This window comes from Maritimibacter sp. UBA3975 (assembly GCF_002384975.1).
Classification (GTDB): Bacteria; Pseudomonadota; Alphaproteobacteria; order Rhodobacterales; family Rhodobacteraceae; genus Maritimibacter.
Map to the genome: position 1 here is coordinate 221,599 of NZ_DGCP01000002.1, position 23,380 is coordinate 244,978.

Below are 23,380 nucleotides of genomic sequence, written 5' to 3' on the forward strand. Positions count from 1 at the left end.
GCCGGTCTTCTTCATCCTGGAGAGGGAGGGCACACGCGCAGGTGGCGAATGAGGGCCTCAGGTAAAGGGTATGATTGCCGCTACGACGATCAGCAGTGCACCTGCGGACAGGTTCAGACGGCGCAAAGCGGTCGGTGACGACAGCAGGTCCCGCAGCTTCCCGATGAACGCGGCCATGAGGACATTCCCAAAGAGCGGCACCGCAATCGACAGGGCGACGATCAATGCGATGTCTGCCCAAGTCAGTCGGGTGAGGTCAAAGAACCCCGGCAACATCCCCATGTAGAACAGGATCGCCTTCGGGTTCGCGAGGATCACGATCACGCCGGCGACGAAGCCCGCCCACATGCCCGGGCGCGTAAGGCGGCTGTCCGCCGCGATCTGCTTGTCGGCGTTGCGGATGATCGTCCAGCCCAGCCAGAGAAAGAATGCCGAGGCCACGAATTTCAGGAGGACCGTGACACCCTCGAACTCGGTGGCGACCCAGCTCATCCCGAGGATGGCCAGAAGCGGCCAGAGCGCATCGCCAACAGCGACCCCGAGCGCGAGCGGCCAGGCTGCGTGAAAACCGCCGGACATCGCGCGGGCCAGCAGGGCCATCCAGACCGGCCCCGGTGTCAGGAAAAGGACGAGAAGCGCAAAGGCATATAGCCCCGCATCAGCCGCAGAAAGCGTCACGCGATGCGCCCCTCCTCGTCGAGGGTCCAGAACGGATTATGCGCGTATTCCCAGACATGACCGTCCGGGTCTGCGACGTAGGAGGAATAGCCGCCCCAGTCGGTCTTGAACGGCTGGGCAAGCGCCGTGCCGCCAGATGCGACCGCACGGGTGAACATCGCCTCCACCTCCTCCGGCGAGCTGAAATTCTGGGCGAGCGTCATGGCCCCCGTCCTGAGCTCTTCCACCGGCTTGCCGGTTTCATTGGCCAATCCTTCGAGCGTGAAGAAGCCGAACTTCATACCGTTCATGGCAAAGAACACCGCCTCGCCAAGGTCTTCCTCCACCTCCCAGCCGAGCGCCTCGTAATAGGTGCGGGCGCGCTTGGTATCGGCGACACCGAGGGTGATGAGCGTGACGCGGTTGGCCTTCATGGCGCGACCTCCTGGATCAGGGATTGGCCCGCCTCGTCGCGGACTTCGATATGCATGGCCCGGTCGCCAAGGTCTGTAAACAGCTCCGGTCCGGTGCCGGTGAGAAAGGCTTGCGCACCCAGCGCGACGATCTCGTCATAAAGCGCCGCGCGGCGCTGGGCGTCGAGGTGGGCCGAGACCTCGTCCAGAAGGAGCATCGGCGGCGCGCCGAAGTCCTGCGCCAGCGCACGACCGTGAGCGAGGATGAGCGAGACGAGCAACGCCTTCTGCTCGCCCGTGGAACATTCACGCGCGGGCATCGCCTTTTCGGCATAGGTCGCAGCAAGATCGGCCCGATGTGGCCCGACCAGCGTCCGCCCTGCGAGGAGGTCACGCGGACGGCTTTCGGCAAAGGCGTCGGCCAGCTCGCTCTCACCCTCCGGACCCGTCTCGGCGCCTTCTGCATGGAGGAGCTTCAGCTCGGCAACCGGAAAGGCCGTTTCGGCCACCATCTGCGCGCCGACGATGAGCGCCACGGTGCGCGCCCGGTTTTCCTGTATCGCGGCCCCGGACTGCGCCATCTGGGCCTCCAGCGCGCTGTACCAATGCGCATCGCGGTGGCCGTCTTTCAGGAGCCGGTTTCGCTCGCGCATCGCCTTTTCATAGGTCAGCACAGCGTCGCCATGCCCCGGCTCGAAGCTCATCGCCATCCGGTCGAGGAACTTGCGCCGGCCGTCAGCCCCTTCGACCCACAGGCGGTCCATCACCGGCACCAGCCATGTGACCCGCGCGATCCGGCCCAGCGCGACCTGCGGTGCCGTCTTTCCGTCGATCGTCACCGTGCGCGACCCGCCCGGCTCCGCCCATGTCTCGACCTCGTGGATTTGGTGGAGCGACTGGAGCACACCCGAAAGCTTCCATCCCACTGCTTCAGGCCGGCGCGCCATATCCTCGGCCGCCGCACCGCGCAGTCCCCGACCAGGGGACATGAGGCTTACCGCCTCGAGGATGTTGGTCTTGCCCGCTCCATTGCGCCCGAAAATCGCCACCGGCCGCCCGTCGAGCGTGAGCGACGCGCGGCGGTGCGAGCGGAAATGCGAAAGGGTCAGTTCTCGAAGGTAGAGGCCTGTCACACGCGCATCGGCATGACGACATAGACGGCAGAGGTATCGTTACCTTCGCGCATCAGGGTCGGGTCGCCTGCGGAGTTGAACATGAACACGGCATTCTCGCGGTCCACCTGACTCGCGATTTCGAGCAGATACTTGGCGTTGAACCCAATCTCCATCGGTTCGTCGGCATAGGCCACGACAAGCTCTTCCTCAGCCGCACCGGCATCGGGCGCGTTGACGGACAGCGTGAGCTTGTCCTCGCCCAGTGCAAGCTTCACGGCGCGGGAGCGTTCGGACGATACCGTTGCGACACGGTCCACCGCCTTGGCGAATTCGCTCGCGTCCACTTCCATCTTCTTGGTGTTCCCTGTCGGGATGACGCGGGTGTAATCGGGGAAGGTCCCGTCAATCACCTTGGACGTCAGCGTGATATCGGGCGTGGCGAAGCGCACCTTGGTTTCGGAAACTGACACGGCGATCTGCATGTCGTCATCGTCCAGAAGTTTGCGCAGCTCGCCCACCGTCTTGCGCGGCACGATCACACCCGGCAGATCCTCGGCACCCGGCGGGAGGTCGGCGTCGATCCGCGCGAGGCGGTGGCCGTCGGTCGCGACGCAGCGCAGCACGCGGCCCCCTTCGGAGTCTGAGACGTGCATGTAGACGCCGTTGAGGTAATAGCGGGTTTCTTCGGTCGAGATCGCGAATTTCGACTTGTCGAAAAGCCGGCGCAGCACCGGCGCTGGGGCCGAGAAATTGGCGGCGTATTCCGACGTGGTCATTACCGGGAAGTCTTCTTTCGGGAGCGTGGCGAGCGAGAAGTTCGACCGTCCCGCCTCCACCGTCAGGCGACCCGAGGCCCCGTCATCGGTGAGGTTGACCATCGCCCCATCCGGCAGCTTTCGGACGATTTCATGGAGCGTCACGGCACTGACCGTGGTCGCGCCGGCGCGTTCGACCATCGCCGGCGCCTTGTCCACCACCTCGATGTCGAGGTCGGTCGCACGGAAACTGACCGTATCGCCCTCAGCCTCGATCAGCACGTTGGCGAGGATCGGAATGGTGTTGCGGCGCTCGACGACCGATTGCGCCTGTCCCACTGCCTTGAGCAGCACGGCGCGTTCGACGGAAATCTTCATGTCCCACTCCCGGATTATCGCGGGCCGAAATGGCCCCGGGACGGCGACATTACCCGGTTCCCCGCCCGTCTCAAGGTTTTTTGCACTCTCTGAGTGATTGACCGCAGGGTCAAGGCCCTGCCGCGCGCCGAAAGACCGGCCTCAGTGCTCCAGAAGCCGGCGCAGAAGCTCCACGTCCTCGGCAATCTGCTGGTCGCTCTTGATAAGCTCCTCGACCCGCTTCACCGCGTGCATGACCGTTGAATGGTCCCGCCCGCCGAACCGGCGCCCGATGTCGGGATAGGAACGTGTCGTGAGTTCCTTGGAGAGCATCATCGCAACCTGACGCGGACGCGCGATGGAGCGCAGCCTTTTGGGCCCGATCATGTCCGAGAAGCGCACGCCGTAATGCTCTGCCACCTTGCGTTGAATCTCCTCCACCGTGACCTTGCGGTCCGAAGCGCGCAGCACATCGGTCAGACATTCCTGCGCACGCTCCAGGGTGATCTCACCGCCGACGAGCGAGGCGAAAGCAAAGAGCCGCATCAGAGCGCCTTCGAGCACGCGGACGTTGGTGGTGATCCGGTGGGCGAGGAATTCCAGCACTCCGTCGGCGATCGACAGATCCGGGTATTGCTCGCGATAGGCGGCCACCTTGGTCTGGAGCACACCGAGGCGGAGTTCGTAATCGGTCGGATGCAGATCGACGACGAGGCCACATTGAAGGCGCGACTTGATCCGCTCTTCAAGGTCTTTGATCTCGCCCGGCGCCCGGTCCGCGGAAATGATGATCTGCTTGTTCTGATCCACGAGCGCGTTGAACGTGTGGAAGAACTCTTCCTGCGTCGAATCCTTGCCCGCGATGAACTGAACATCGTCGACCATGAGCACGTCGACCGAACGGAAGAGATGCTTGAAATCCATCATCTGCTTTTCGCGCAGCGCCTGCACGAAGCGATACATGAACTGTTCAGCGGAGAGGTAGACGACCCGCAGGTCCGGGTTCCGTTCCTGCATCTCGTGGGCGATGGCGTGCATCAGGTGCGTCTTGCCGAGCCCCACGCCGCCATAAAGAAACAGCGGGTTGAACGTGACCGGGCCACCCTCGGCCACACGACGAGCGGCGGCATGTGCCAGCTCGTTGGGCTTGCCGACGACGAAGTTGTCGAAGGTGAAGCGCTTGTCGAGAGGCGCTCCGGGCAGCTCACCGCCACCGGTCCGGGCCGGGCGACCATTTCCGTTTGCCGGCGGAGGCGTCTCTCCGGTGGTTGCGGCGCGGGCCTGTGGGGCCGACGCAGGCACCACGAACTCGAGGCGCGAAACCTTTGCACCGGCGCTGATCATATGGCGCAGGATTTGTTCGCCGAAGTTACGCTGAACCCAGGTTCCCATGAAGTTCGTGGGAACGAGGAAGGTGGCCACGCCCCCTTCCAGATCAGCGAACTCGAGAGGCTCGATCCAGTTGCGATAGTTGTTCTGGCCCACCGATTTCTCGAGCTGCGCGCGTACTTGTCCCCACATCGTGTCTGTCATCTCGTCTTTGACCTGCTTCACCATTGTCGGCGCACTGCTAACGCCAGGCCCGGCCGTCATCGACCGGGGCGCACAAATCGTGACAAGGCACAGGCGGCGCCGACCCCGCAAAGAGTCGGTCGTCGAGCAGAACGCACCCGCCCACCGGCAGAGCCAGCAAAGCTTGATGCGTCCGACACGAAAACCGAAGGTACCCCCTCAGATCCCTCCGGTGCGGCAAGACGGAGATCCCCACCCCCGTCGCCCGCGCTGTCCCAAGTCAGCGAAATGAATCGCAGGATCAAAATAGGAGGGGGGCGCAGAGAGTCGCAACTGATCTTCGCGCTTGACTCTGGGTATGCGAAAACGAATCCAGAGCCGCTATCACTTATCCAATATTTACAGGCAGAATCCGGGTGCCTGTCGAATCGGACACCGCGACCGGATTGCGGGCACCGTGGCGCATTGGCACCAAAAACGCAGCACGAAAAAAGAACGCGGCCCCGGGGGGGCTGCGCTCCAAAAATCTGGTCGTTACGTCAGGTCCAGGCTCAGCCCAGCGACTTCACCCGCGAGGTGAGGCGGGACATTTTCCGGGCAGCGGTGTTCTTGTGGAACACGCCCTTGGTGACGCCGCGCATCAGTTCGGGCTGGGCTTCGCGCAGAGCGGTTTGAGCCGCGTCCTTGTCACCCGAGGCGATCGCCTCTTCGACTTTGCGCAGATAGGTGCGGATGCGCGAACGGCGGGCTTTGTTGACGGCAAAGCGGCGCTCGTTCTGACGGGCGCGCTTTTTGGCTTGGGGCGAATTCGCCATGGTGATCTTCCCTTCGTCGGGTTCGTTTCAATACTGGTTGCACGAGACGAGCCCCGACCGGGTTCGATACCGGCTGATTCCGACCTTGGCGGGTCTCACGCGCATGTAACGGCGGCCTATAGGCGGTTTCCGGGGCGTTGTGAAGCCTAGAATCGCCCCGGAACCGGCCAAATGGCGCGAAAACCATATACAACCGGGCACACAGGCGTTACGGACGCTGATCTTGCGCGGAGCCTGCCGCGCCCACAGGTGCGACTGGCACCCAAGACAACGGACCCGACATGACCCGCCTGATTTCCGAAGCGCTCGCCGAGCGCGGCTATGACACCCTGACCCCGGTACAGGAGGCTGTGAGCGATCCCGACCTCGTGGCACGCGACCTTCTGGTCTCTGCGCAGACGGGGTCCGGCAAGACGGTGGGCTTTGGCCTCGCCATCGCGCCGACGCTTCTGGAAGAGGCGGAGAGTTTCGGGCCCGCAGGCCTGCCGCTGGCCCTCGTCGTCGCGCCCACGCGCGAACTGGCGATGCAGGTGATGCGCGAGTTGGGCTGGCTTTACGCCAAGACCGGGGCGCGCGTCACCTCCTGCGTCGGCGGCATGGACATGCGCGATGAACGTCGGGCGCTGGAGCGTGGCGCACATATCGTCGTCGGGACGCCGGGCCGTCTGCGCGACCACATTCAGCGGGGCTCGCTCGACATGAACGCCCTGCGCGCGATCGTGCTGGACGAGGCCGACGAGATGCTCGACCTCGGCTTCCGCGAAGACCTAGAATTCATGCTGGAGGAAGCGCCCGCAGAACGGCGCATCCTGCTGTTTTCGGCCACGGTGCCGCCAGCCATCGCCAAACTCGCCAAGCAGTATCAACGCGACGCCGCGCGCATCAACACGGTGACGGGTTCGACCCAGCACACCGATATCGCCTATCAGGCGATCCGGGTGGCTCAGACAGACGGCGAGCACGCGATCTTCAACCTTCTGCGCTACCACGACTCGGAAAACGCCATCGTCTTTGCCAACACCCGCGCGGCGGTCGCGCACCTGACCGCACGCCTGTCCAACCGGGGACTCGCGGTGGTGAGCCTGTCGGGTGAATTGAGTCAGAACGAGCGCACGCATGCGCTTCAGGCCATGCGCGACGGGCGTGCGCAGGTCTGCGTGGCCACGGATGTCGCGGCGCGCGGGATCGATCTGCCGAACCTCGACCTCGTGATTCATGCCGATCTGCCGAAGAACACCGAAAGCCTGCTGCACCGCTCAGGCCGCACGGGCAGGGCCGGGCGCAAGGGTATCTCGGCCCTCATCGTCCCGCCGCGTGATACGAAACGCACCGAGCGCCTGCTCGGGTGGGCCAAGATCGACGCCGAATGGCGGACGGCGCCCTCCGCCGACGACATCCTTGCGCGCGATGAGGAACGGCTTTTGTCCGACCCCGTCTGGTCCGAGCCGGTCTCTGACGCCGGACGCGCCTTTGCCGAAAAACTGCTCGCGCAATACGACGCTGAAACCGTCGCCGCCGCCTACCTCCGCCTGTTCCAGTCACGTCAGGGCGCGCCCGAAGATCTCCTGCCGCCGGACACGAAACCTGAGCGCAAGGAGCGCAAGGCGTTCGGGCCAAGCCGCTGGTTCGCCCTGTCCATCGGGCAGAAGGACAAGGCCGAGGCCCGTTGGCTTCTCCCCCTGCTTCTGCGCACGGGCGGCATGGACAAGGCCGACATTGGCGCGATCCGGGTGCAGAACGACGAGACTTTCGTCGAGATAACGGAAAAGAGCGCCTCCGGATTCCTCGCGGCCCTCGGCGCAGACGGCGAGCTGGACGAAGGCATCAAGGCCCGGGCCCTGGACGGCGCCCCCGAGCTTGGGCCGCGTCCGAGGCCCGAGCGCAGCAATGCTCCGCGTCCACACGACCGGCCACAGCGCGACAAACGCGACGCAAAGCCGCGCGAGGATCGTCCGGACCGGGCCCCGAAGCCGCGCGAGCATGACGGGGCAAAACGGAAGTTCGCCGACAAACGCAAGGCGCAGGAAGAGACCGGGGCAACCGCGCCTTACAAGCCGCGCACCAAGCCGGCCCCGAAGGGTGACAAGCCCGGACCGAAGGGCGACAAACCCCGGTGGGAAGGCAAAAAGGACGGCGCGAAATCCGCCAAGCCACGCGCGGACAAGAAACCCGCCGCCGCGCCCGCGTCCAAGCCGCGCCCGGCTGGCAAGCCCGGGGCCGCGGACGCATCCAAGAGTTTTCGCAAACCGGGGGCCAAGCCGACCGGTCCGCGCAAGGGTAAACCGGCGCAGAGCAAAGGCGGGAACGCCAAGCCCCGCCGCAAGCCGGGCGATTAACGGTCGCGGAACTGCGGCTCGCGTTTCTCGATGAAGGCCGCCATGCCCTCTTTCTGGTCCTCGGCGGCGAACATGGAGTGAAAGACGCGGCGCTCGAACAGGATCGCCTCGGACAGCGGCATCTGGTCGGAGCGGTGCACCGATTCCTTGATCGCCATCACCGAGATCATGCTCTTTTCGGCGATCTTCTTGGCCGCCGCGGTCGCTTCGTCCATCAGCTTCTTGCAGGGCACGACGCGGCTCACGAGCCCCGCACGCTCGGCTTCTTCGGCCTCCATGAAGCGGCCGGTCAAGTTCATGTCCATCGACTTGGCACGACCGACGAGACGTGTGAGTCGCTGGGTGCCACCCATTCCGGCCATCACGCCGAGGTTGACCTCCGGCTGGCCGAATTTGGCGGTGTCCGAGGCGATGATGAAATCGCACATCATGGCCAGCTCACAGCCGCCGCCCAGCGCATAGCCCGACACGGCCGCGATGATCGGCTTGCGGATGCGCATGATCGCAGCTTCTTCCGGCGTGAACAGGTCGCCCGAGAACACGTCGGTAAAGCTCTTCTCAGACATCATCTTGATGTCGGCTCCCGCGGCAAACGCCTTCTCCGAACCGGTGATGATGAAACAGCGCACCTTGTCGTTCTTCTGCCCTTCGGCCAGCGCCTTACCCAGTTCGCGCAGCAGCTCGATGTTGAGCGCATTGAGCGCGTCAGGCCGGTTCAGCTTGATCGTGCAGACGTGATCTTCGACATCCACGATGATGTTGTCATATGCCATTTGGACAAGTGCCCCTTTGATGCAGTCCGCCCATGCCTAAGCGAGTCTCGGATCAGGCTTCAAGTCATCTTTGACAGCGCGGGCAGTAGAAGGACGATCGTCCCGACTGCACGATTCGCGCGATTTTTCCGTTGCAGCCCGGTGTCTTGCACGCGGCACCCTCTCGGTCGTAGACGCGGAATGTGTGTTGAAAATATCCCAACTCGCCATCGGCCTGCCGGTAGTCGCGCAGGGAAGACCCGCCTGAGGCAATCGCCTCGTTCAAAACCGTCCGAATGATCGGGACGAGCGTCGCGATCCGCGCGGCCGAGATGCGCCCGGCCTTGCGCGCCGGGTGGATATGGGCGCGGTGCAGCGCCTCGCAGACATAGATGTTGCCCAGCCCCGCCACGATCCGCTGGTCGAGGAGCGCCGCCTTGATCGGCGTGTTCTTTCCGGCGAGACGCGCGATCAGGTAAGGTTCGTCAAAGGCGTTGCCGAGCGGTTCCGGCCCCAGTGCCGAGATCAGCGGATGAAGATCACCGGTGCCGGTTGTGAACAGATCCATCGCCCCGAACCGGCGCGGGTCGTTCAGCGTGATCCGCGCCCCGCCCTCTATGTCGAGCACGACGTGGTCGTGTTTCTCTGGCGCGGGGTGTTCGTGATGGAATTTCCCCAGCGTGGTGCCGGAGATCAGGATGCGCCCCGACATGCCAAGATGGATGAGGCATGTCTCGTCCGTGTCCAGATAGGCGAGGATGTACTTCGACCGCCGCCGCAGGCCAAGCACGCTGGCCCCGGTCAGCCGCTCTGCCATCCGCTCGGGAAACGGCCAGCGCAGCCCCTCGCGCCGGACCTCGGCCCGCACGATCCTCTTGCCGGTCATCACGGGCTCCAGCCCGCGACGCACGGTTTCCACTTCGGGGAGTTCGGGCATCTAGGGGCGATACGCCTCCAGCCGCGCGCGCAACTCCGTTCTCCCTGTGACTTGCTTCATCAGATCGCCTCTTGCGCCATTCCTGAAATATAGGCGCAGCGTGTACGGACCGCCATCCGCGATATTCTCCAACTCGCGCAGATCATGCGCATGACGCCGAAACCCGAGCGTGCGCCACGAGATATACGGCCCGTCCAGCTCGATGCGATAGGTCCAGATATGGCGCAGATAGAGGAGGCAGACCACGGCGATCAGCGCGAAAATCTCCCACCCATGTTCGCCGGAAAGCGAGAATCCGGGCTGGCGCAGGACGCCACCCGTTTCACTTGGCAGCGCGGGTCGGATGACCCAGAGAAGCGCGGCAAGGCCGAGTGTGGCGGTGTACCTGACCCCCGGTGCTGCAGGATAGGTGGTTTCGATGGAGCGGTGCCGGTCCATGCGCGGTCCCTGCGCCGGCGCCTCGCCGTCCTGAGGGAGGGGCCTGGCGTGCACAGGGTCGGCCCGCGCCGTCCGCGCCCGCCCGCCAATGGCTGCGCGCAGCAAGAGCTTCAGCCCGATCGACACAACGGGCACGCCCAGCACGAGCAAGAGGATAGGGATCAGGGGGCTGCCGGGCTGGAGCCAGCCGGTCACGCCGGTCGGTACGAGGTCCATGCTGTGCCTGCGACCCTTCGTCAATCGATGTTAAGTCGTTTGTCGTTTGCGACGCGTAGGTATATTGCCAACCTGACGAAAATGAGGCGCTACGCATGACCGACGCGAAGAAGACAACGCATTTCGGCTACCGGGAAGTGGACGAGGACCAGAAGGCCGGGATGGTCCACGGGGTCTTCACCAATGTCGCCTCGAAGTACGACATCATGAACGACGTGATGAGCATGGGGATTCACCGGGTCTGGAAAGACGCCATGATGGACTGGCTCGCCCCGCGCCCGGGCCAGAAGCTGCTCGACGTGGCCGGTGGGACCGGCGACGTCGCCTTCCGGTTTCTCGGCCGTGCCCCCGGCGCCCACGCGACCGTCTGCGACATGACCGAGTCGATGCTCGTCGAAGGACGCAAGCGTGCCGAGGCAGAACAGATGGCCACAAGCCTGGACTGGGTCGTGGGCGATGCAATGGCGCTTCCGTTCGAGGACAGCAGCTTCGATGTTTACACGATCAGCTTCGGCATTCGGAACGTGACACGCATCCAGGACGCGCTCGCAGAGGCCTACCGCGTGCTCAAACCCGGCGGGCGGCTCATGGTGCTGGAGTTCAGCCAGATCCCGAACGACATGATGCAGAAAGCCTATGACCTGTATTCGTTCAATATCATTCCGCGCATGGGGCAGGTCATCGCGAACGACCGTGACAGCTACCAATACCTCGTGGAATCCATCCGCCGCTTCCCCGATCAGGAAACCTTCGCGGGCATGATCCGCTCCGCCGGGTTCGATCAGGTGAAATACCGCAACCTCACGATGGGCATCGCGGCACTGCACTCTGGCTGGAAACTCTGATGAGAGGCCCAATCAATATCTGGCGCCTGATCCGGACCGGCGCGACCTTCGCCCGCACGGGCGCGCTTGGGCAGGTACTTCATGCGATGAACGCGCCGCCCCTCGTCAAGGTGGCCACGCGCACGGTGAGTTGGACCTTCGCCTGGCTCGGGCGCCGGGGCGACCCCTCGCTCCCGCCTGTGACGCGGGCCGTGACCGCGATGGGCCCGGCCTATATCAAGTTCGGTCAGATCCTCTCGACCCGGCCCGACGTGGTCGGGGAAGAGATGGCGGAACAGCTCCAGTATCTTCAGGACAAGCTCGACCCGTTCCCGACGGACGTTGCCCGCAAGACCATTGAGCGTGAGCTTGAAATCTCGGTCGACGACGTCTTTTCCGAGTTCTCCGAAGCCGTCGCGGCCGCCTCCATTGCGCAGGTTCACCGGGCTCGCATCCGCGCGACCGGGCAGGAGGTCGCGGTCAAGGTTCTGCGCCCGCGGATCGAACGCGCCTTCCGCACCGATCTCGACACCTTCCATTTCGCCGCCCGCGTGATCGAGCTTCTCCTGCCCCAGACCCGCCGCCTGCGCCCCCAGGACGTGGTGAACCATTTCGAGAACGTCGTGCTGGGCGAACTCGACCTGCGGCAAGAGGCGTCATCCGCGTCAGAATTCGCCGAGAACACCAAGGGTGACGCGGGTTTCGTCGTGCCCGCGATCAACTGGGGCCTGTCGTCGCGCCGCGTGATGACGATGGACTGGGCCGGAGGCACACCAGCCAACGACCTGGCCACGCTGCGCGCTTCTTCCCTCGACCTCGAAGCGATCGGCAACCGGGTCCTGCACCTGTTCCTCTCTCACGCGCTGCGCGACGGGCTCTTTCACGGCGACATGCATCAGGGAAACCTGAAATTCGCCCCGAACGGTGACATCCTGGCCATCGACTTCGGCATCATGGGGCGGATCGACCAATACACGCGCCGGGTCTATGCCGAGATCCTCTACGGCTTCATCCAGCGCGACTACAAGCGCGTGGCCGAGGTGCATTTCGAAGCGGGCTACGTCCCCGCCGACAAGGATGTCGACGAATTCGCCCGGGCCCTCAGGGCGGTAGGCGAACCGATCTTCGGCATGGACGCCACGCAGATTTCGATGGGGCGGCTTCTATCCTACCTGTTCGAAGTGACCGAGAAGTTCGGGATGCAGACGCGCACCGAGCTCATCCATCTGCAACGCACGATGGTCATCGTCGAAGGCGTCTCGCGCTCGCTCAACCCCCATATCAACATCTGGGAGGTCGCAGGGCCGGTGGTCGAGGACTACATCGCCAAGGCGATTGGACCCAAGGCTGTTCTGGAAGACCTCGTGAAGACCGTGAAAGTGCTGTCACGCTTCGGCCCGCGTCTCCCGGAACTCGCCGAGGCCGCGCTTATCAATCAGGCCACTCCGCAAAAGCACGTCGACCGGGCGCGCCCATTGCGCGCGATGGCCTATGTGGTGCTTGGCGCCGGGATCACTCTTGCAGCGGTCCTCATCGAAGCGCTGCTCTGATCGAGTCACGCCGCGCCGCCCGTTTCGGTCCCTGAATACTTCGGGTGCGCCCGCCAGCGCACTCATCTTTCCAGCAGCGAGGCCTTACCGTATCCATCATCGCCGCGCGCCGCGCGCCAGCGGCAGTAGCCGCGCATCCGCGCCTGGTACAGCGGGCGCAGCGCCCGGTAGCGTTCTGTGACGTCGCCTTCACCGTAGGCGGCAAGGAAAGTGTCCACCTCGTTTTCGGTGAGGGGTCTGTTCCCGGAGATCACCTGCATGGCCGGTGACAGAAACACCGCAATGTCGTCGCAGGCATCGCCGACGCCCGGACATTGCCAGTCGATGAAGGTCACGCCGCCGTCCGACACCAGCGCGTTCGCAGCCGTCGCATCGCCGTGGATGAACACCTTGTCAGCTCTCGGCACCTCGTCCGGCACCACCGGCACATCCTCCCCCAGAGCGAGGGTCTGGCGCACCAGGGCATCCTTGCCCACGGGCTTGTCCGGTATACCCTCCGGCGGCGCCATCGCGTGAAGCCCGGCCAGTGTTTCGGCCACGCAAGCCATGCCATCTTCGGGTTGCCAGCCGCGCCCTTCGGCGAGTTTGTAGACAAGGCTATCGCCTTCCGCCGCCACGAACTCCGGGACCAACCCCGTGCCCGCAAGCGCTCGCAGAACCACCCGTTCCGACTTGGGGTCGTTGGCGAAGAGCGGCGTCTCGGCCTCCGGGCGATAGAGCTTCACGACCCGATCGCCCACCTGCCAGAGCGCATTGGTGTTGCCGCCGGTCAACGGTTTCCAGCGTCTCAGCGGCTCCACCGCCCCGCGCTTTTCCCAAAGATGGATGAGGTCAGCGTCCGGGAATGACACGGCGCTTCTGTCCCTTTTCTTCCCAGGTCTCCATCGCCTCGATGGCCTCTTCTGCCGTGTCGACGAACCGGAACAGCTTGAGGTCGTCGGGCGAAATGGTCCCGGCATCCTCGAGCGCGTGCCAGTCGATGATCTTTTCCCAGAACTCTCGACCGAAAAGCAGGATCGGAATCTGCTTCATCCGGCCAGTCTGGATAAGTGTCAGGCTTTCGAACAACTCATCGAGCGTGCCGAAGCCGCCGGGAAACACCGCCACCGCCTCGGCCCGCATGAGAAAGTGCATCTTGCGGATCGCGAAGTAGTGGAAGTTGAAGCACAGCTCGGGCGTGACGTACTCGTTGGGGGCCTGTTCATGCGGGAGCACGATGTTGAGCCCGATGGAAACCCCGCCAGCGTCCGCGGCACCACGACTCCCCGCCTCCATCACACCCGGGCCACCGCCCGTGACGACGACCTTTTCAAGTTCCGGGGTCTTCAGGCCTTCGATGGTCAGAAGCCGCGCGAATTCCCGTGCCTGGTCGTAATACTTCGACAGGTCGCGCAGGGTTTCGGTCCGGGCGGTATCCTTGTCGGCAGGCGCGGGAATGCGCGCGCCGCCAAACATGACGACCGTCGATTTGATCCCGGCCTCATTCATCACGAGGTCGGGTTTCAACAATTCAAGCTGAAGCCGCACTGGCCGTAATTCCTCGCGCCCGAGGAACTCCGGATCGTCAAAGGCCAGCGCGTAGGTCGGGCTGCGCGTCTGCGGGGTGTCCGGGATGTGGTGGCTCGCCTGCCGGTCCTCGGAACTGTCCCGGAACGGATGGGCGCGGCTCTGTTCTGTCATGCTCGTCCTCTCTGCCGCGTTGCGCGGGGCTGCATCCGCCTTTATAGGCGAGACGGACCAAGACGTAACACGGGATTTCGGGGAGACACCATGTCCAACGCCGCACTGGAGACCGCCATCGAAGCCGCCTGGGAGGCGCGCGACACGATCACGCCGACGACCGGGGGCGAAACCCGCGAAGCCATCGAGGACACGCTGAACGCGCTCGATTCCGGTCAGCTTCGCGTGGCCGAGCGCCGCGACAATGGCGACTGGCATGTGAACCAGTGGGCCAAGAAGGCCGTGCTTCTGGGCTTTCGCATCAAGGACATGGAGATCCAGCCGGGCGGTCCGCAGGGCGGCGGCTGGTGGGACAAGGTCGACTCGAAGTTCAAAGGCTGGGACGACAACCAGTGGAAAGCCGCGGGCTTTCGCGCCGTGCCGAACTGCGTCGTGCGTAAATCGGCTTATATCGCGCCGGGCGTCGTGCTCATGCCGTCCTTCGTGAACCTCGGCGCTTTTGTCGATGAGGGTACGATGGTCGACACATGGGCCACCGTCGGCTCCTGCGCGCAGATCGGCAAGGGCGTGCACCTGTCGGGCGGCGTGGGCATCGGTGGCGTTCTGGAACCCATGCAGGCCGGGCCGACCATCATCGAGGACAACTGTTTCATCGGTGCGCGTTCGGAAGTGGTCGAAGGCGTCATCGTGCGCGAAGGCTCGGTCCTTGGCATGGGTGTCTACATCGGCCAGTCGACCAAGATCGTCGACCGCGAAACCGGCGAGGTCTTCATGGGCGAAGTGCCACCCTATTCGGTCGTCGTCTCGGGCTCGATGCCGACCAAGAACGACCTCAACCTCTACTGCGCGGTGATCGTGAAGCGCGTCGACGAGCGTACACGCTCCAAGACCGGCATCAACGAGCTGCTGCGCGACTGAAGCGTTTTAAAAGCGCCGATTAACAGCGAGGGCCGGGGAACTCCCCGGCCCGTCTGTTGTTGGACTCCTGACGCCGGCCGGGCCGGCACCAATGACGGGAGACCTCACAATGACCGGTATCGGTTGGCTTGCAGCAATCATCGTCGGCGGCCTTGCAGGGTGGCTGGCAGAACAATTCATGAAGTCCAACATGGGTCTTCTCATGAACATCCTCCTTGGGATCGTGGGTGCGCTTATCCTGAACGCGATCCTCGTGGCGGTGATGGGCAGTACGCTCGACGGCTGGATCGGACAGCTTATCGTCGGGTTCGTCGGTGCCTGCCTCCTCATCTTCATCGCGCGGGCCATTCGCCGTTCCAGTTGACGGCTTAACTGCCGGCGCTCCGCATTATTGCCGCCGCAGGATTTTCTGCGGCGGCGGGGATTGAATTGACCGCCGCAATCGCCATCTCCACCCGGCGCGATCCGCGCGGTTTGGGTTTCCTGACATGATGGACGTGGTATTTCTGCTGGCCGGGCTTGTCGGTCTGATCTTTGGCGGCGAGATGCTGGTGCGCGGCGCGGTGTCCGTTGCCGAAAAGGCCGGGCTGTCACCGATGGTCATCGGGCTCACGCTCGTGGGATTCGGCACATCTGCGCCCGAACTGGTGACCTCGCTTCAGGCCGCGCTTGCCGGATCGCCGGGAATCGCCGTGGGCAACGTGGTCGGTTCCAATATCGGGAACATCCTCCTCATCCTCGGCATCGCGGCCCTGCTCCGACCGGTCGGGATTGATGCGGGTGCGCTAAAACGAGACGGCAGCGTGGTCGCTCTTGCGAGCGTCGTCATGCTGACGGCGGTTCTCACCGGAAGTATTGGCCGCGGCGCCGGTGCGGGCCTTTTTGCCCTGCTGATCGTCTATCTCGCCACGACCCTCTTTCTCGAGCGCCGCCGGTCCAGCGCCGCCGCGGCAGTCTATTCCGCGGAAGCCGGGGCCGTCCCCTCCGCGACGATGCGCCTGCCGGTTGCCTTGGGCGTAACGGTCGCGGGCCTCCTCATCACGATCATCGCTGCGCGTGGGCTTGTCTTCGGCGCGGTCGGGATCGCACAGGCGGCGGGACTGTCGGAGACGCTGATCGGCCTCACCATTGTCGCGATCGGCACCTCGATGCCCGAGCTCGTCACCGCCGTGATCGCCGTGCGCAAGGGACAAGGAGACGTGGCCTTCGGCAATGTCCTCGGCTCGAACATCTTCAACATCCTCGGTATCCTCGGTGTAACGGCAATGGTGCAGCCGCTGACCATTCCTGCGGAGATCATCCGCCTTGATATCTGGGTCATGCTCGCCGCAACCATCGCCATGCTGGTCTTCGCGGTGACAGGCTGGCGCATCTCACGTCGCGAGGGCGGTGTCCTCATCCTGGCCTATGCCGTCTACCTCGGCGTACTCATCGCGGGGGCATAAGCGCTTCAGACGTCGAGCCAGGCAAAAGCGCGTTTCAGGAACGCCCTGCCATCCGTGGTAACCGGTGCGCCATGCGCGATGACGACGGCATGCACAGGCCATGACAGGATTCTTCGGACCGAGCCGCGCGTCTTGTCCTTGTCCGTGAAGGCGACGCGGAATTTCTTCGGCACTCCAGGCTCCAATCCGACCATGCCGTCCAAGCGGGCAACGATGGCGCGCCATCCCTTGAACCAGCCGACGGGAAGCTGCTGAAGCAGATCGGTGAACAGGACCGTCGCAGATGCGCGGTGAAAGAACACGACCTCGGTCGTGATGCGATTGTCGGTCAGGGCCACCTGCGCGATCTCATCACCCCATTCGGCCTCGGGCGCGTCGCCCAGTTTCGCGGCGAATCTCAAATCTTTGCGTTTTTCCGCCAGTCCGGGCGCGGCGTAGAGTCGGGCGTCCGGGTAAGCTTTGGCCCAGTCCGACAGAAACACATGATGAAGGCTGTTGGGCGCGACGATGTGGCGGACCGGTCCAAGGTTGTCGATTTCCCACTTCAGCCCGTGTTCGAGGGCGACGGGCGACCACACCCACAGGTCACCGTTCTCAAGTCGCACGATGGCCATTCGCGTCGGATACCGAAAGCCCATCGCCGCGACGACTTCGGGCCCGTTTACGAGCCAGATGTCCTGTCCGAATGGATCGAGCATGGCGTGGCCTTTCGTGCTGCGTCGCAGAAAGCCTAGGGAGGCGGAGGCCAAGCGGCAAGTCCCATCGTGGGGAACCCTGTTGCATCGGCGGTGTTGGGTTCAGGTCAGGATCGCATAACCTTGAAAGGCCTTTTTTTGTTCGACGCCCTCTCCTCGACCCTCCTGTTCCTCGTCTTCGGGGTGGCTGGTGCCGTCGTCGTAGCCGCGTCGATCCGCGCGACCCGACTCGCCGACACGATCGCTGACCGCACGAAGATGGGCGAGGCGATGGCGGGCGGCATCATCCTCGGCGGGGCCACGTCATTGTCAGGTGTCGTCGTCTCGGTCACAGGGGCCGCCTCGGGCGATGCGAGCTTCGCCGTTTCGAACGCGGTCGGCGGGATCGCGGCGCAGACCCTGTTTCTTGCCCTGGCCGATCTGATCTATCGCCGTGCGAACCTTGAACACGCCGCGGCGGAGCCTGCCAACATGTTTCAGGCGGTCCTGCTCCTAATCCTTCTCAGCCTGCCCATCGCCGCCATCTCCGGGCCCGAGGTCGCGTTTTTCGGTATTCATCCCGTGTCGCTCCTGATTTTTGCGGGTTACCTCTGGGGCGTTCGCCTCGCCACGAAGGTCCGGGAGTCCCCGATGTGGGAGCCGGTCGAAACGCACGAGACGCGACACGACCAGCCCGAGGACTCGGAGGAACCGCAGAAGTCGGCGCGCACCCCCGCGCTTGTCTTTACCGGCCTCGTATTGGTCATGGGCGTCTGCGGCTGGGTCATAAGCCAGACGGGCGGGCAGTTCATCACGCGGTTCGGGTTGTCATCGTCGCTTGTGGGTTCGCTCATCACCGCTGTCGTAACGTCGCTCCCGGAACTGGTCACGACGCTGGTCGCGGTGCGGCGCGGTGCGCTTCAACTCGCTGTGGGCGGGATCATCGGCGGAAATACGTTCGATACTCTGTTCCTCGTCTTTTCCGACGCGGCGTATCGCGAAGGCTCGATTTTCCACGCCGTGGGAATGCACGATCTCTATTGGCTCGCGACGGGCATGTTGATGACCTCCATCCTGCTGGGCGGGCTCATCCTGCGCCAGCGACAGGGGCCAGCGCGGATCGGGATCGAAAGCCTGTTGATGATCCTGTTCTACGGGCTCGCCGTCGGCGTGGAAGTCTTTTCCCGCGCTTGACTTTGCCCCTCCCCCGGCGCACCTCTCCGGCGATTGGAAGGGACGCGCGATGACCGAAACGCCAAAGAAAAAAAGTCGCCAACAGGTGTTCACCCTGCTGGTCGACGTGGGCCGCAAGGAGGGGGACGGGCTTCCGGACCAATCCAGCGGCGCGGCCCTTGTCTGCTATGCCACGGGCGTGGATGAGGCCGAAGCCGTGCGCGAAACCGTATCGATCCTGAAACAGGCGGACCTCGCGCCTCTGGACGTCACCGGATATGGCACGCTGGACGAGCGTTTGTCCGAAGGCCACGACATCCCTGACGAAGAACGGGCCTTAATGGAGCGCGCGCTGGCTGAAAACGCGGTGATCGTGGCACAGATGACGCCCTTCTTCGAGGATGCCGAATGAGCGACCGGCTTATCCAGATCGTTGCCGCCAAAAAACATGTCGACACGATTTCGGATTGCTTCGAGGACCTGCCCGAAAAGGATTGGTACTGCTTCCCCGCAGGCGAAGACGACCGGCAGGTCATCATCGCCGCCCTCGACCACGTCGACATGCAGGATGTTCTCGACAAGATCGCCGAGGCACTGGACGGTCAGGATGGCTGGACGCTTCATGCCCTGACGACCGAGGCGAGCCTGCCTGAAGTCGAGGACGAGGACGAAACCGAGCGTGTTGCGCAGGAAGAAAACGCAAATGCGCGCGAGGAGATCTACAGCGACATCCGCCAGAACACGGCGCTGACGGTCGACTACCTCGTCATGACGGGCCTCGCCACCGTGGTCGCGGCGATCGGGCTCTTGCAGGATCAGGTTGCGGTGGTGATCGGGGCGATGGTGATTGCGCCGCTTCTGGGTCCGATCCTCGCTTTCGCCTTCGCGACGACGCTGGGCACCGTGCCGCTCATGTGGATTGCGCTGCGTGCGCTGGGCGCAGGACTGGGCGTCGGGGTGGCCGCCGGCGTTGCTCTTGGCTTTGTGGTCCCATTCAACGGGGAATCTTCGCTCATGGCCTACGACGGTTCGCTGTCGCTGATGACCGTCGCGCTACCGCTCGCGTCCGGCGCCGCCGCTGCGCTTATGGTGGCCGGTGGACAAACCTCGGGCCTTGTCGGCGTGATGGTGGCGGCGGCCCTTCTCCCGCCCCTCGCGGCATTCGGGCTGCTCCTCGGAAACGGCTCTTATGTGCCTGCCGTGCGGGCGCTTGCTACCGTCGTAATCAATATTGCGGCGATCAACCTCGCCGCTCTGGCCGTATTCCGGGTCAAGGGCGTGCGTCCGCGCGATTGGCAGTCCGACACGCATCAAACGTCGATCCGAGTCTCTTTCGCTATTGCCGCCGCCGTGGTCGCCCTCCTCGGTCTCGCGGTCTACGCCGCGGAACATGGGTGGCTGCTGTTCGGCGGGTGAGCTCTGCCGCGCGACGTCTCGCTTCCCCTAGCGACCGGGGACGAGTTCGACGTCGAAGCTTTCGGGAATAGCGTCCGCCATTGGCATGAACATCGTCTCGAGTGGCAGAACAAGCTGCGCGGCCTTGCCGTCGTTCAGGATTTCGCCATTGGTCGAGACGATTTCCTTGCCGATCACGGTGATCGTCATGGCGTGGCCTACGAGCGCGTCCCCGAACATCGCCGCGACCTGCTCGCGCTCTTCCGGCGGCGGCAGATCCGAGGTCATTTCGGACAGATCGAAGGAGACCGTGATGTTTCCATTGTCGAGCTCGGCAATCGTGACGCCATCGCCGATTCCCAGATCATTGTCCGGCTCGTCCATCGCCGCCAGCAGGGCGTCGAGCGATCGGCGTTCAAGCATCGAGCAGGTGTAGGAGCCATCGGCGTTCACCTCGCCCACGCCATCCTCGCAGGGGTCTTCACCCATGCCCTGTGTCATCTGGTAGATTTCCGAGCCCATCGTCATCACCGCGTCGAGCTTGACCTCGGATGTATCGGTGAAATCTGCGGTCACATCGGCATCGAAACAGGCGGAAAGCGGGAGGATCGCGGCAAGGGCGAGACCCTTAAGAAAATGGCGCATCGGGAAAACTCCATAAAACTATCAGCGTCAGTCTGGCAGTAGGACCCGCGCCTGTCCAGTTCACCGATGCAGGACATGCGCGAGCGAGCGGGCCTCGACATCCGACAGCTGATGCCGGGCGAAACCCCGGTGTGTCGGCACAGCACTCGCCGGCATTTCCGCAAGAGCGGTCGCGTTCAGACGCATGCGGTCGGCGCCGATCTGGCCGACATAGAGACTTTCCGCCCAGACCGTATCGTGCAGCAGGCAGTCATGAGTATCGAGCAGGACATGGTAATAGGTCACAGTCTTGAGGCGTGCCTCGACAGCCGCCGCATGGCTCCCCACGAGCCGCTTGGCGGGCAGGAGGACGTCGTCTTCGCCCAGTATGTATTCTGCTTCCGCACCTTCCACGCGCATCCGGTGATCGGGGGCCATCAGCAGATCCTCTGACAGGCCAAAGAACGGGGCGCGCAGCCGCACGGGCCGGAAGTGCCCCAGCGCCGGCACGGTGCGCCGGGTGATCCAGCGCACTGGCTGGCTTCCTCCCGTCGCGGTCAGAACCCGATCGCCAAGGCGCAGACGCTCCACCGGCACCGCACCTGACGGCGTTTCGACGGGCGTGCTTCCGCAAATCCCGGCGGCGAGACCCACGGGCTCGACCTCATCCGACACAGCGACAAAGGCGGTTTGCGATGCGATCTGCGTGGCGTGGCCATTTCGCATGATCGTCAGGGCATCGAGCATCGGCATCGGAAGCGGATCGGACACCGGGACCACGAAAAACTCGCCCGTGTGGATTAACTTGATCGCCAGGCGACCCCGGCGATTCGGACCATCCCAGCTGAAATAGAGCCTGACCGGGGCGTCATACTCGGGTACGGGAAACGCCAGTCGCGCGACGAACCGTGCGTCGCCTTGAGTCACCGCGACGCGCATCTCTCCGCGTGCGCTGAGCGTTACAGTCAGCGCACGATGCCAGTCCTTGAACCGGCTGTAGTCCAGGATCGTCTGCACCTCACCGGGTTCCGCCCGGTATTCCGTTTCAATGACAAGCGTACCCACCGGCAGAATCGCGTTCACTGCTTCGGACTGGCGGCTGGTTTGGTTCGTGGCAGCGCCGAGGCCGGCCGGATTGAACAGGCCCCGATGCAAATCGGTAAGGCCGATCCAGCTCATGCGGCGGCCTCCCGCGCGAGAAGCAAGCGCGCCTCGTACCGCTTCAGCATGGTGCGGACCGCAGGCGAGTAGCCTTCGCCCGTGTGCGGGTCGAGTTCAGGGAACAGCGTGACGATCTCGCGCACAATCTCTTGTTCAAACCCGCCTACGGCCTGCGGTCCGGGCAGGAAGCTTTCGGTCGCAAGACCCTCGGAGAAAACGACCTGGTGGGCATCGAAAAGGATATGGACGTATTCGACGGTCCCGCCCTCGACCCGGCAGACACTGTGATCGTTGACGAGATCTTTCGCCGCAATCAGAACATCGGTCTCGCCAAACAGAAGCTCGGCAAAGGCGTCACGGATCAGGATGCGGTGGAGCGGCGAGAGGCATAGCTGTCCGTGGGTGCCGAACGTATCGGCCAGAATCCGGACAGGGGCGAAATCGCCGGAGGCCGCGACCGTGCGCCGACCGACCCAGCGAAGCGGTTGCGCCCCGTTGTCGTGGGTTTCCACGAGATCGCCCGGGCGCAGGTTCTGCACCGCGACATTGCCCGAGGGTGTCGCGATCCGGGTACCGGCGACAAAACAGGGAATCGAGTTGATCGTGACGAAGGCCGTGTCCGACGACCCGCCACCCTGACCGTTGCCAGCCGCGATGGTGTAACTGAAGTTGACCGACTCGATGTCGTTGTCGGCGTCGATGGTGAAGGTTCCGTCCGCGTTCAGTGTGACGCTCTGCCCGGTGGACAGTGTGACCGTGGACCCCGCGCTGACGGCCACGCCATTCACATGGGTGATCGTGAGCGTGGATTGCCCCGGACCCTCATCATTGGCCAGCACATCGACCACACGCGACCCGCCCGGCTCGATACTCACCGTGTCGTCGTTCGCCGTAACCGCCGCCTGACCGGATTTCGCCGCGACGAGAAGCGTGGAGTCGTATGAGGTGTCGCCTACATCGGCGATCCCGATCCGGATCGAGTTTACCACATTGGGCGTCACGGCCATTTTGACGGTCATCGTCACCGTAAAGCCGTCCATCTCGGTGTTGTATGCGTCGTTCGTGTTGTCGACGTAGAGGTTCTGGTTCGACGTGCCGTTGATGTTGGACACGGAGCCGGTGCCGTCCCCGACCGTCATGGTCGCCTCGACCCCATTGACCCAGATCCCAACGGCGTCGTTGAAGACCGAGCCAACGTATTCAGGGTATTCTTCAGACGCGAACACGAACTGGAGCGAGATCGTGTCCCCGGTCGGGATCACGTCGATATCGAGATAGGACGCGTCATAGGTCTGGCTGCCGGCAAGGGCGTTGAAGCCGGCGTTGCCATCCTCGCCGGCGGTGTCCGAACTGGTGCTCGTCGAGGTGTTGGGATCGCCGCGTCTGTTGGTGAAATCGCGTAGGCGGCCGGTAGAAAACATCACGCCCGAATCCGCAGGTGTCACGCCGGGTGCCTCGGAGTCGCCGTCGGTGTAGATTCCGGAAGACCGATTGTCGCCCGTATAAGATGCCGAAACGACCGTGACACCTTCACCGAAGATGGTGTTCGCCATCTGTAGTGCAGACGCGTTTGTCTGGATCGGCAGCTCGCTCGCCGTCGCCATGTCTTCCTGCCTCCTGCCCGAAAGCAGAT

Annotated in this window: 24 protein-coding genes; 9 read left to right on the forward strand and 15 right to left on the reverse strand. The window is 63.9% G+C overall.

Annotation, left to right across the window (positions count from 1 at the left end):
* Positions 1–57: 57 nt before the first annotated feature.
* The 6 genes from B2585_RS01340 to rpsT all read right to left on the reverse strand — a co-directional run bounded on the left by B2585_RS01340 (position 58) and on the right by rpsT (position 5,624).
* Positions 58–678, reverse strand: a complete 621-nt coding sequence (locus B2585_RS01340) for a LysE family translocator (RefSeq protein ID WP_292019212.1) — start codon at positions 676–678, stop codon at positions 58–60.
* A complete protein-coding gene (locus B2585_RS01345) occupies positions 675–1,091 on the reverse strand; it encodes a VOC family protein (RefSeq protein ID WP_292019213.1) in 417 nt (138 codons plus the stop codon). The genes B2585_RS01340 and B2585_RS01345 overlap by 4 nt, the downstream gene beginning before the upstream one ends.
* Positions 1,088–2,203: a DNA replication/repair protein RecF gene (gene recF, locus B2585_RS01350; protein ID WP_292019214.1), complete on the reverse strand. Its 1,116-nt coding sequence runs from the start codon at positions 2,201–2,203 to the stop codon at positions 1,088–1,090. The genes B2585_RS01345 and recF overlap by 4 nt, the downstream gene beginning before the upstream one ends.
* Positions 2,200–3,318: a DNA polymerase III subunit beta gene (dnaN, locus tag B2585_RS01355; RefSeq protein ID WP_292019215.1), complete on the reverse strand. Its 1,119-nt coding sequence runs from the start codon at positions 3,316–3,318 to the stop codon at positions 2,200–2,202. The genes recF and dnaN overlap by 4 nt, the downstream gene beginning before the upstream one ends.
* A gap of 141 nt (positions 3,319–3,459) precedes the next feature.
* Positions 3,460–4,830, reverse strand: coding sequence for a chromosomal replication initiator protein DnaA (dnaA, locus tag B2585_RS01360; protein WP_292019216.1), 1,371 nt, complete (start codon positions 4,828–4,830; stop codon positions 3,460–3,462).
* A 530-nt stretch (positions 4,831–5,360) separates the two neighbouring features.
* A complete protein-coding gene (gene rpsT, locus B2585_RS01365; protein WP_292019217.1) occupies positions 5,361–5,624 on the reverse strand; it encodes a 30S ribosomal protein S20 in 264 nt (87 codons plus the stop codon).
* A 281-nt stretch (positions 5,625–5,905) separates the two neighbouring features.
* Between rpsT and B2585_RS01370 the strand changes: the two genes are divergently transcribed.
* Positions 5,906–7,960, forward strand: a complete 2,055-nt coding sequence (locus B2585_RS01370; protein ID WP_292019218.1) for a DEAD/DEAH box helicase — start codon at positions 5,906–5,908, stop codon at positions 7,958–7,960.
* Here the strand turns inward: B2585_RS01370 and B2585_RS01375 are convergent.
* The 3 genes from B2585_RS01375 to B2585_RS01385 all read right to left on the reverse strand — a co-directional run bounded on the left by B2585_RS01375 (position 7,957) and on the right by B2585_RS01385 (position 10,303).
* Positions 7,957–8,733, reverse strand: coding sequence for an enoyl-CoA hydratase (locus tag B2585_RS01375; RefSeq protein WP_292019219.1), 777 nt, complete (start codon positions 8,731–8,733; stop codon positions 7,957–7,959). The two genes, B2585_RS01370 and B2585_RS01375, sit on opposite strands and share 4 nt — an antisense overlap.
* A gap of 64 nt (positions 8,734–8,797) precedes the next feature.
* The gene (gene mutM, locus B2585_RS01380) at positions 8,798–9,649 is read right to left on the reverse strand and encodes a bifunctional DNA-formamidopyrimidine glycosylase/DNA-(apurinic or apyrimidinic site) lyase (RefSeq protein WP_292019220.1); all 852 of its coding nucleotides are present in this window, start codon (positions 9,647–9,649) and stop codon (positions 8,798–8,800) included.
* Positions 9,650–10,303 carry a hypothetical protein gene (locus B2585_RS01385; RefSeq protein ID WP_292019221.1) on the reverse strand — a complete coding sequence of 218 codons (654 nt, stop codon included), beginning with the start codon at positions 10,301–10,303 and terminating at the stop codon, positions 9,650–9,652.
* A 95-nt stretch (positions 10,304–10,398) separates the two neighbouring features.
* Between B2585_RS01385 and ubiE the strand changes: the two genes are divergently transcribed.
* The gene (gene ubiE, locus B2585_RS01390; RefSeq protein WP_292019222.1) at positions 10,399–11,148 is read left to right on the forward strand and encodes a bifunctional demethylmenaquinone methyltransferase/2-methoxy-6-polyprenyl-1,4-benzoquinol methylase UbiE; all 750 of its coding nucleotides are present in this window, start codon (positions 10,399–10,401) and stop codon (positions 11,146–11,148) included.
* Positions 11,148–12,677, forward strand: a complete 1,530-nt coding sequence (gene ubiB, locus B2585_RS01395) for a 2-polyprenylphenol 6-hydroxylase (protein WP_292019223.1) — start codon at positions 11,148–11,150, stop codon at positions 12,675–12,677. The genes ubiE and ubiB overlap by 1 nt, the downstream gene beginning before the upstream one ends.
* Before the next feature lie 62 nt (positions 12,678–12,739).
* Here the strand turns inward: ubiB and B2585_RS01400 are convergent, their stop codons facing one another.
* Positions 12,740–13,528, reverse strand: coding sequence for an aminoglycoside phosphotransferase family protein (locus B2585_RS01400; RefSeq protein ID WP_292019224.1), 789 nt, complete (start codon positions 13,526–13,528; stop codon positions 12,740–12,742).
* On the reverse strand, positions 13,509–14,357 hold the full coding sequence (locus B2585_RS01405) for a TIGR00730 family Rossman fold protein (protein WP_292019225.1): 849 nt from the start codon (positions 14,355–14,357) through the stop codon (positions 13,509–13,511). The genes B2585_RS01400 and B2585_RS01405 overlap by 20 nt, the downstream gene beginning before the upstream one ends.
* 90 nt (positions 14,358–14,447) lie before the next feature.
* Between B2585_RS01405 and dapD the strand changes: the two genes are divergently transcribed.
* The 3 genes from dapD (at position 14,448) to B2585_RS01420 (ending at position 16,720) form a co-directional block, all read left to right on the forward strand.
* A complete protein-coding gene (gene dapD, locus B2585_RS01410) occupies positions 14,448–15,275 on the forward strand; it encodes a 2,3,4,5-tetrahydropyridine-2,6-dicarboxylate N-succinyltransferase (RefSeq protein ID WP_292019226.1) in 828 nt (275 codons plus the stop codon).
* 109 nt (positions 15,276–15,384) lie between these two features.
* Positions 15,385–15,639 (forward strand): GlsB/YeaQ/YmgE family stress response membrane protein, encoded by a 255-nt coding sequence (locus B2585_RS01415; protein WP_292019227.1) that lies wholly within the window; start codon positions 15,385–15,387, stop codon positions 15,637–15,639.
* Between the two features lie 124 nt (positions 15,640–15,763).
* Positions 15,764–16,720, forward strand: coding sequence for a calcium/sodium antiporter (locus B2585_RS01420; RefSeq protein ID WP_292019228.1), 957 nt, complete (start codon positions 15,764–15,766; stop codon positions 16,718–16,720).
* Between the two features lie 5 nt (positions 16,721–16,725).
* Here B2585_RS01420 and B2585_RS01425 read toward each other — a convergent pair whose 3' ends face one another.
* Positions 16,726–17,418, reverse strand: a complete 693-nt coding sequence (locus tag B2585_RS01425) for a DUF4336 domain-containing protein (protein ID WP_292019229.1) — start codon at positions 17,416–17,418, stop codon at positions 16,726–16,728.
* Positions 17,419–17,553: 135 nt separating this feature from the next.
* Between B2585_RS01425 and B2585_RS01430 the strand changes: the two genes are divergently transcribed.
* From B2585_RS01430 to B2585_RS01440, 3 genes are read left to right on the forward strand one after another with little or no spacing between them, the layout of a single operon-like run.
* Positions 17,554–18,588: a sodium:calcium antiporter gene (locus B2585_RS01430; RefSeq protein ID WP_292019230.1), complete on the forward strand. Its 1,035-nt coding sequence runs from the start codon at positions 17,554–17,556 to the stop codon at positions 18,586–18,588.
* A 49-nt stretch (positions 18,589–18,637) separates the two neighbouring features.
* A complete protein-coding gene (locus B2585_RS01435; protein ID WP_292019232.1) occupies positions 18,638–18,979 on the forward strand; it encodes a hypothetical protein in 342 nt (113 codons plus the stop codon).
* A complete protein-coding gene (locus tag B2585_RS01440) occupies positions 18,976–19,983 on the forward strand; it encodes a TIGR00341 family protein (protein ID WP_292019233.1) in 1,008 nt (335 codons plus the stop codon). The genes B2585_RS01435 and B2585_RS01440 overlap by 4 nt, the downstream gene beginning before the upstream one ends.
* A gap of 27 nt (positions 19,984–20,010) precedes the next feature.
* Here the strand turns inward: B2585_RS01440 and B2585_RS01445 are convergent, their stop codons facing one another.
* From B2585_RS01445 to B2585_RS01455, 3 genes are read right to left on the reverse strand one after another with little or no spacing between them, the layout of a single operon-like run.
* Complete coding sequence (locus B2585_RS01445; RefSeq protein ID WP_292019235.1) at positions 20,011–20,607, reverse strand: hypothetical protein; 597 nt, start codon at positions 20,605–20,607, stop codon at positions 20,011–20,013.
* Positions 20,608–20,667: 60 nt separating this feature from the next.
* Complete coding sequence (locus tag B2585_RS01450; protein WP_292019237.1) at positions 20,668–21,765, reverse strand: Hint domain-containing protein; 1,098 nt, start codon at positions 21,763–21,765, stop codon at positions 20,668–20,670.
* The gene (locus B2585_RS01455) at positions 21,762–23,351 is read right to left on the reverse strand and encodes a choice-of-anchor L domain-containing protein (RefSeq protein ID WP_292019239.1); all 1,590 of its coding nucleotides are present in this window, start codon (positions 23,349–23,351) and stop codon (positions 21,762–21,764) included. The genes B2585_RS01450 and B2585_RS01455 overlap by 4 nt, the downstream gene beginning before the upstream one ends.
* Between the last annotated feature and the right edge of the window lie 29 nt (positions 23,352–23,380).

What these genes read in the sequence shown, in the direction of transcription:
- B2585_RS01345 (WP_292019213.1), bottom strand. Translation starts at nt 1,091, where the DNA reads ATGAAGGCCAACCGCGTCACGCTCATCACCCTCGGTGTCGCCGATACC.
- dnaN (WP_292019215.1), bottom strand. Translation starts at nt 3,318, where the DNA reads ATGAAGATTTCCGTCGAACGCGCCGTGCTGCTCAAGGCAGTGGGACAG.
- dnaA (WP_292019216.1), bottom strand. Translation starts at nt 4,830, where the DNA reads ATGACAGACACGATGTGGGGACAAGTACGCGCGCAGCTCGAGAAATCG.
- rpsT (WP_292019217.1), bottom strand. Translation starts at nt 5,624, where the DNA reads ATGGCGAATTCGCCCCAAGCCAAAAAGCGCGCCCGTCAGAACGAGCGC.
- B2585_RS01370 (WP_292019218.1), top strand. Translation starts at nt 5,906, where the DNA reads ATGACCCGCCTGATTTCCGAAGCGCTCGCCGAGCGCGGCTATGACACC.
- B2585_RS01375 (WP_292019219.1), bottom strand. Translation starts at nt 8,733, where the DNA reads ATGGCATATGACAACATCATCGTGGATGTCGAAGATCACGTCTGCACG.
- mutM (WP_292019220.1), bottom strand. Translation starts at nt 9,649, where the DNA reads ATGCCCGAACTCCCCGAAGTGGAAACCGTGCGTCGCGGGCTGGAGCCC.
- B2585_RS01385 (WP_292019221.1), bottom strand. Translation starts at nt 10,303, where the DNA reads ATGGACCTCGTACCGACCGGCGTGACCGGCTGGCTCCAGCCCGGCAGC.
- ubiE (WP_292019222.1), top strand. Translation starts at nt 10,399, where the DNA reads ATGACCGACGCGAAGAAGACAACGCATTTCGGCTACCGGGAAGTGGAC.
- ubiB (WP_292019223.1), top strand. Translation starts at nt 11,148, where the DNA reads ATGAGAGGCCCAATCAATATCTGGCGCCTGATCCGGACCGGCGCGACC.
- B2585_RS01405 (WP_292019225.1), bottom strand. Translation starts at nt 14,357, where the DNA reads ATGACAGAACAGAGCCGCGCCCATCCGTTCCGGGACAGTTCCGAGGAC.
- dapD (WP_292019226.1), top strand. Translation starts at nt 14,448, where the DNA reads ATGTCCAACGCCGCACTGGAGACCGCCATCGAAGCCGCCTGGGAGGCG.
- B2585_RS01415 (WP_292019227.1), top strand. Translation starts at nt 15,385, where the DNA reads ATGACCGGTATCGGTTGGCTTGCAGCAATCATCGTCGGCGGCCTTGCA.
- B2585_RS01420 (WP_292019228.1), top strand. Translation starts at nt 15,764, where the DNA reads ATGATGGACGTGGTATTTCTGCTGGCCGGGCTTGTCGGTCTGATCTTT.
- B2585_RS01425 (WP_292019229.1), bottom strand. Translation starts at nt 17,418, where the DNA reads ATGCTCGATCCATTCGGACAGGACATCTGGCTCGTAAACGGGCCCGAA.
- B2585_RS01435 (WP_292019232.1), top strand. Translation starts at nt 18,638, where the DNA reads ATGACCGAAACGCCAAAGAAAAAAAGTCGCCAACAGGTGTTCACCCTG.
- B2585_RS01440 (WP_292019233.1), top strand. Translation starts at nt 18,976, where the DNA reads ATGAGCGACCGGCTTATCCAGATCGTTGCCGCCAAAAAACATGTCGAC.
- B2585_RS01445 (WP_292019235.1), bottom strand. Translation starts at nt 20,607, where the DNA reads ATGCGCCATTTTCTTAAGGGTCTCGCCCTTGCCGCGATCCTCCCGCTT.
- B2585_RS01450 (WP_292019237.1), bottom strand. Translation starts at nt 21,765, where the DNA reads ATGAGCTGGATCGGCCTTACCGATTTGCATCGGGGCCTGTTCAATCCG.
- B2585_RS01455 (WP_292019239.1), bottom strand. Translation starts at nt 23,351, where the DNA reads ATGGCGACGGCGAGCGAGCTGCCGATCCAGACAAACGCGTCTGCACTA.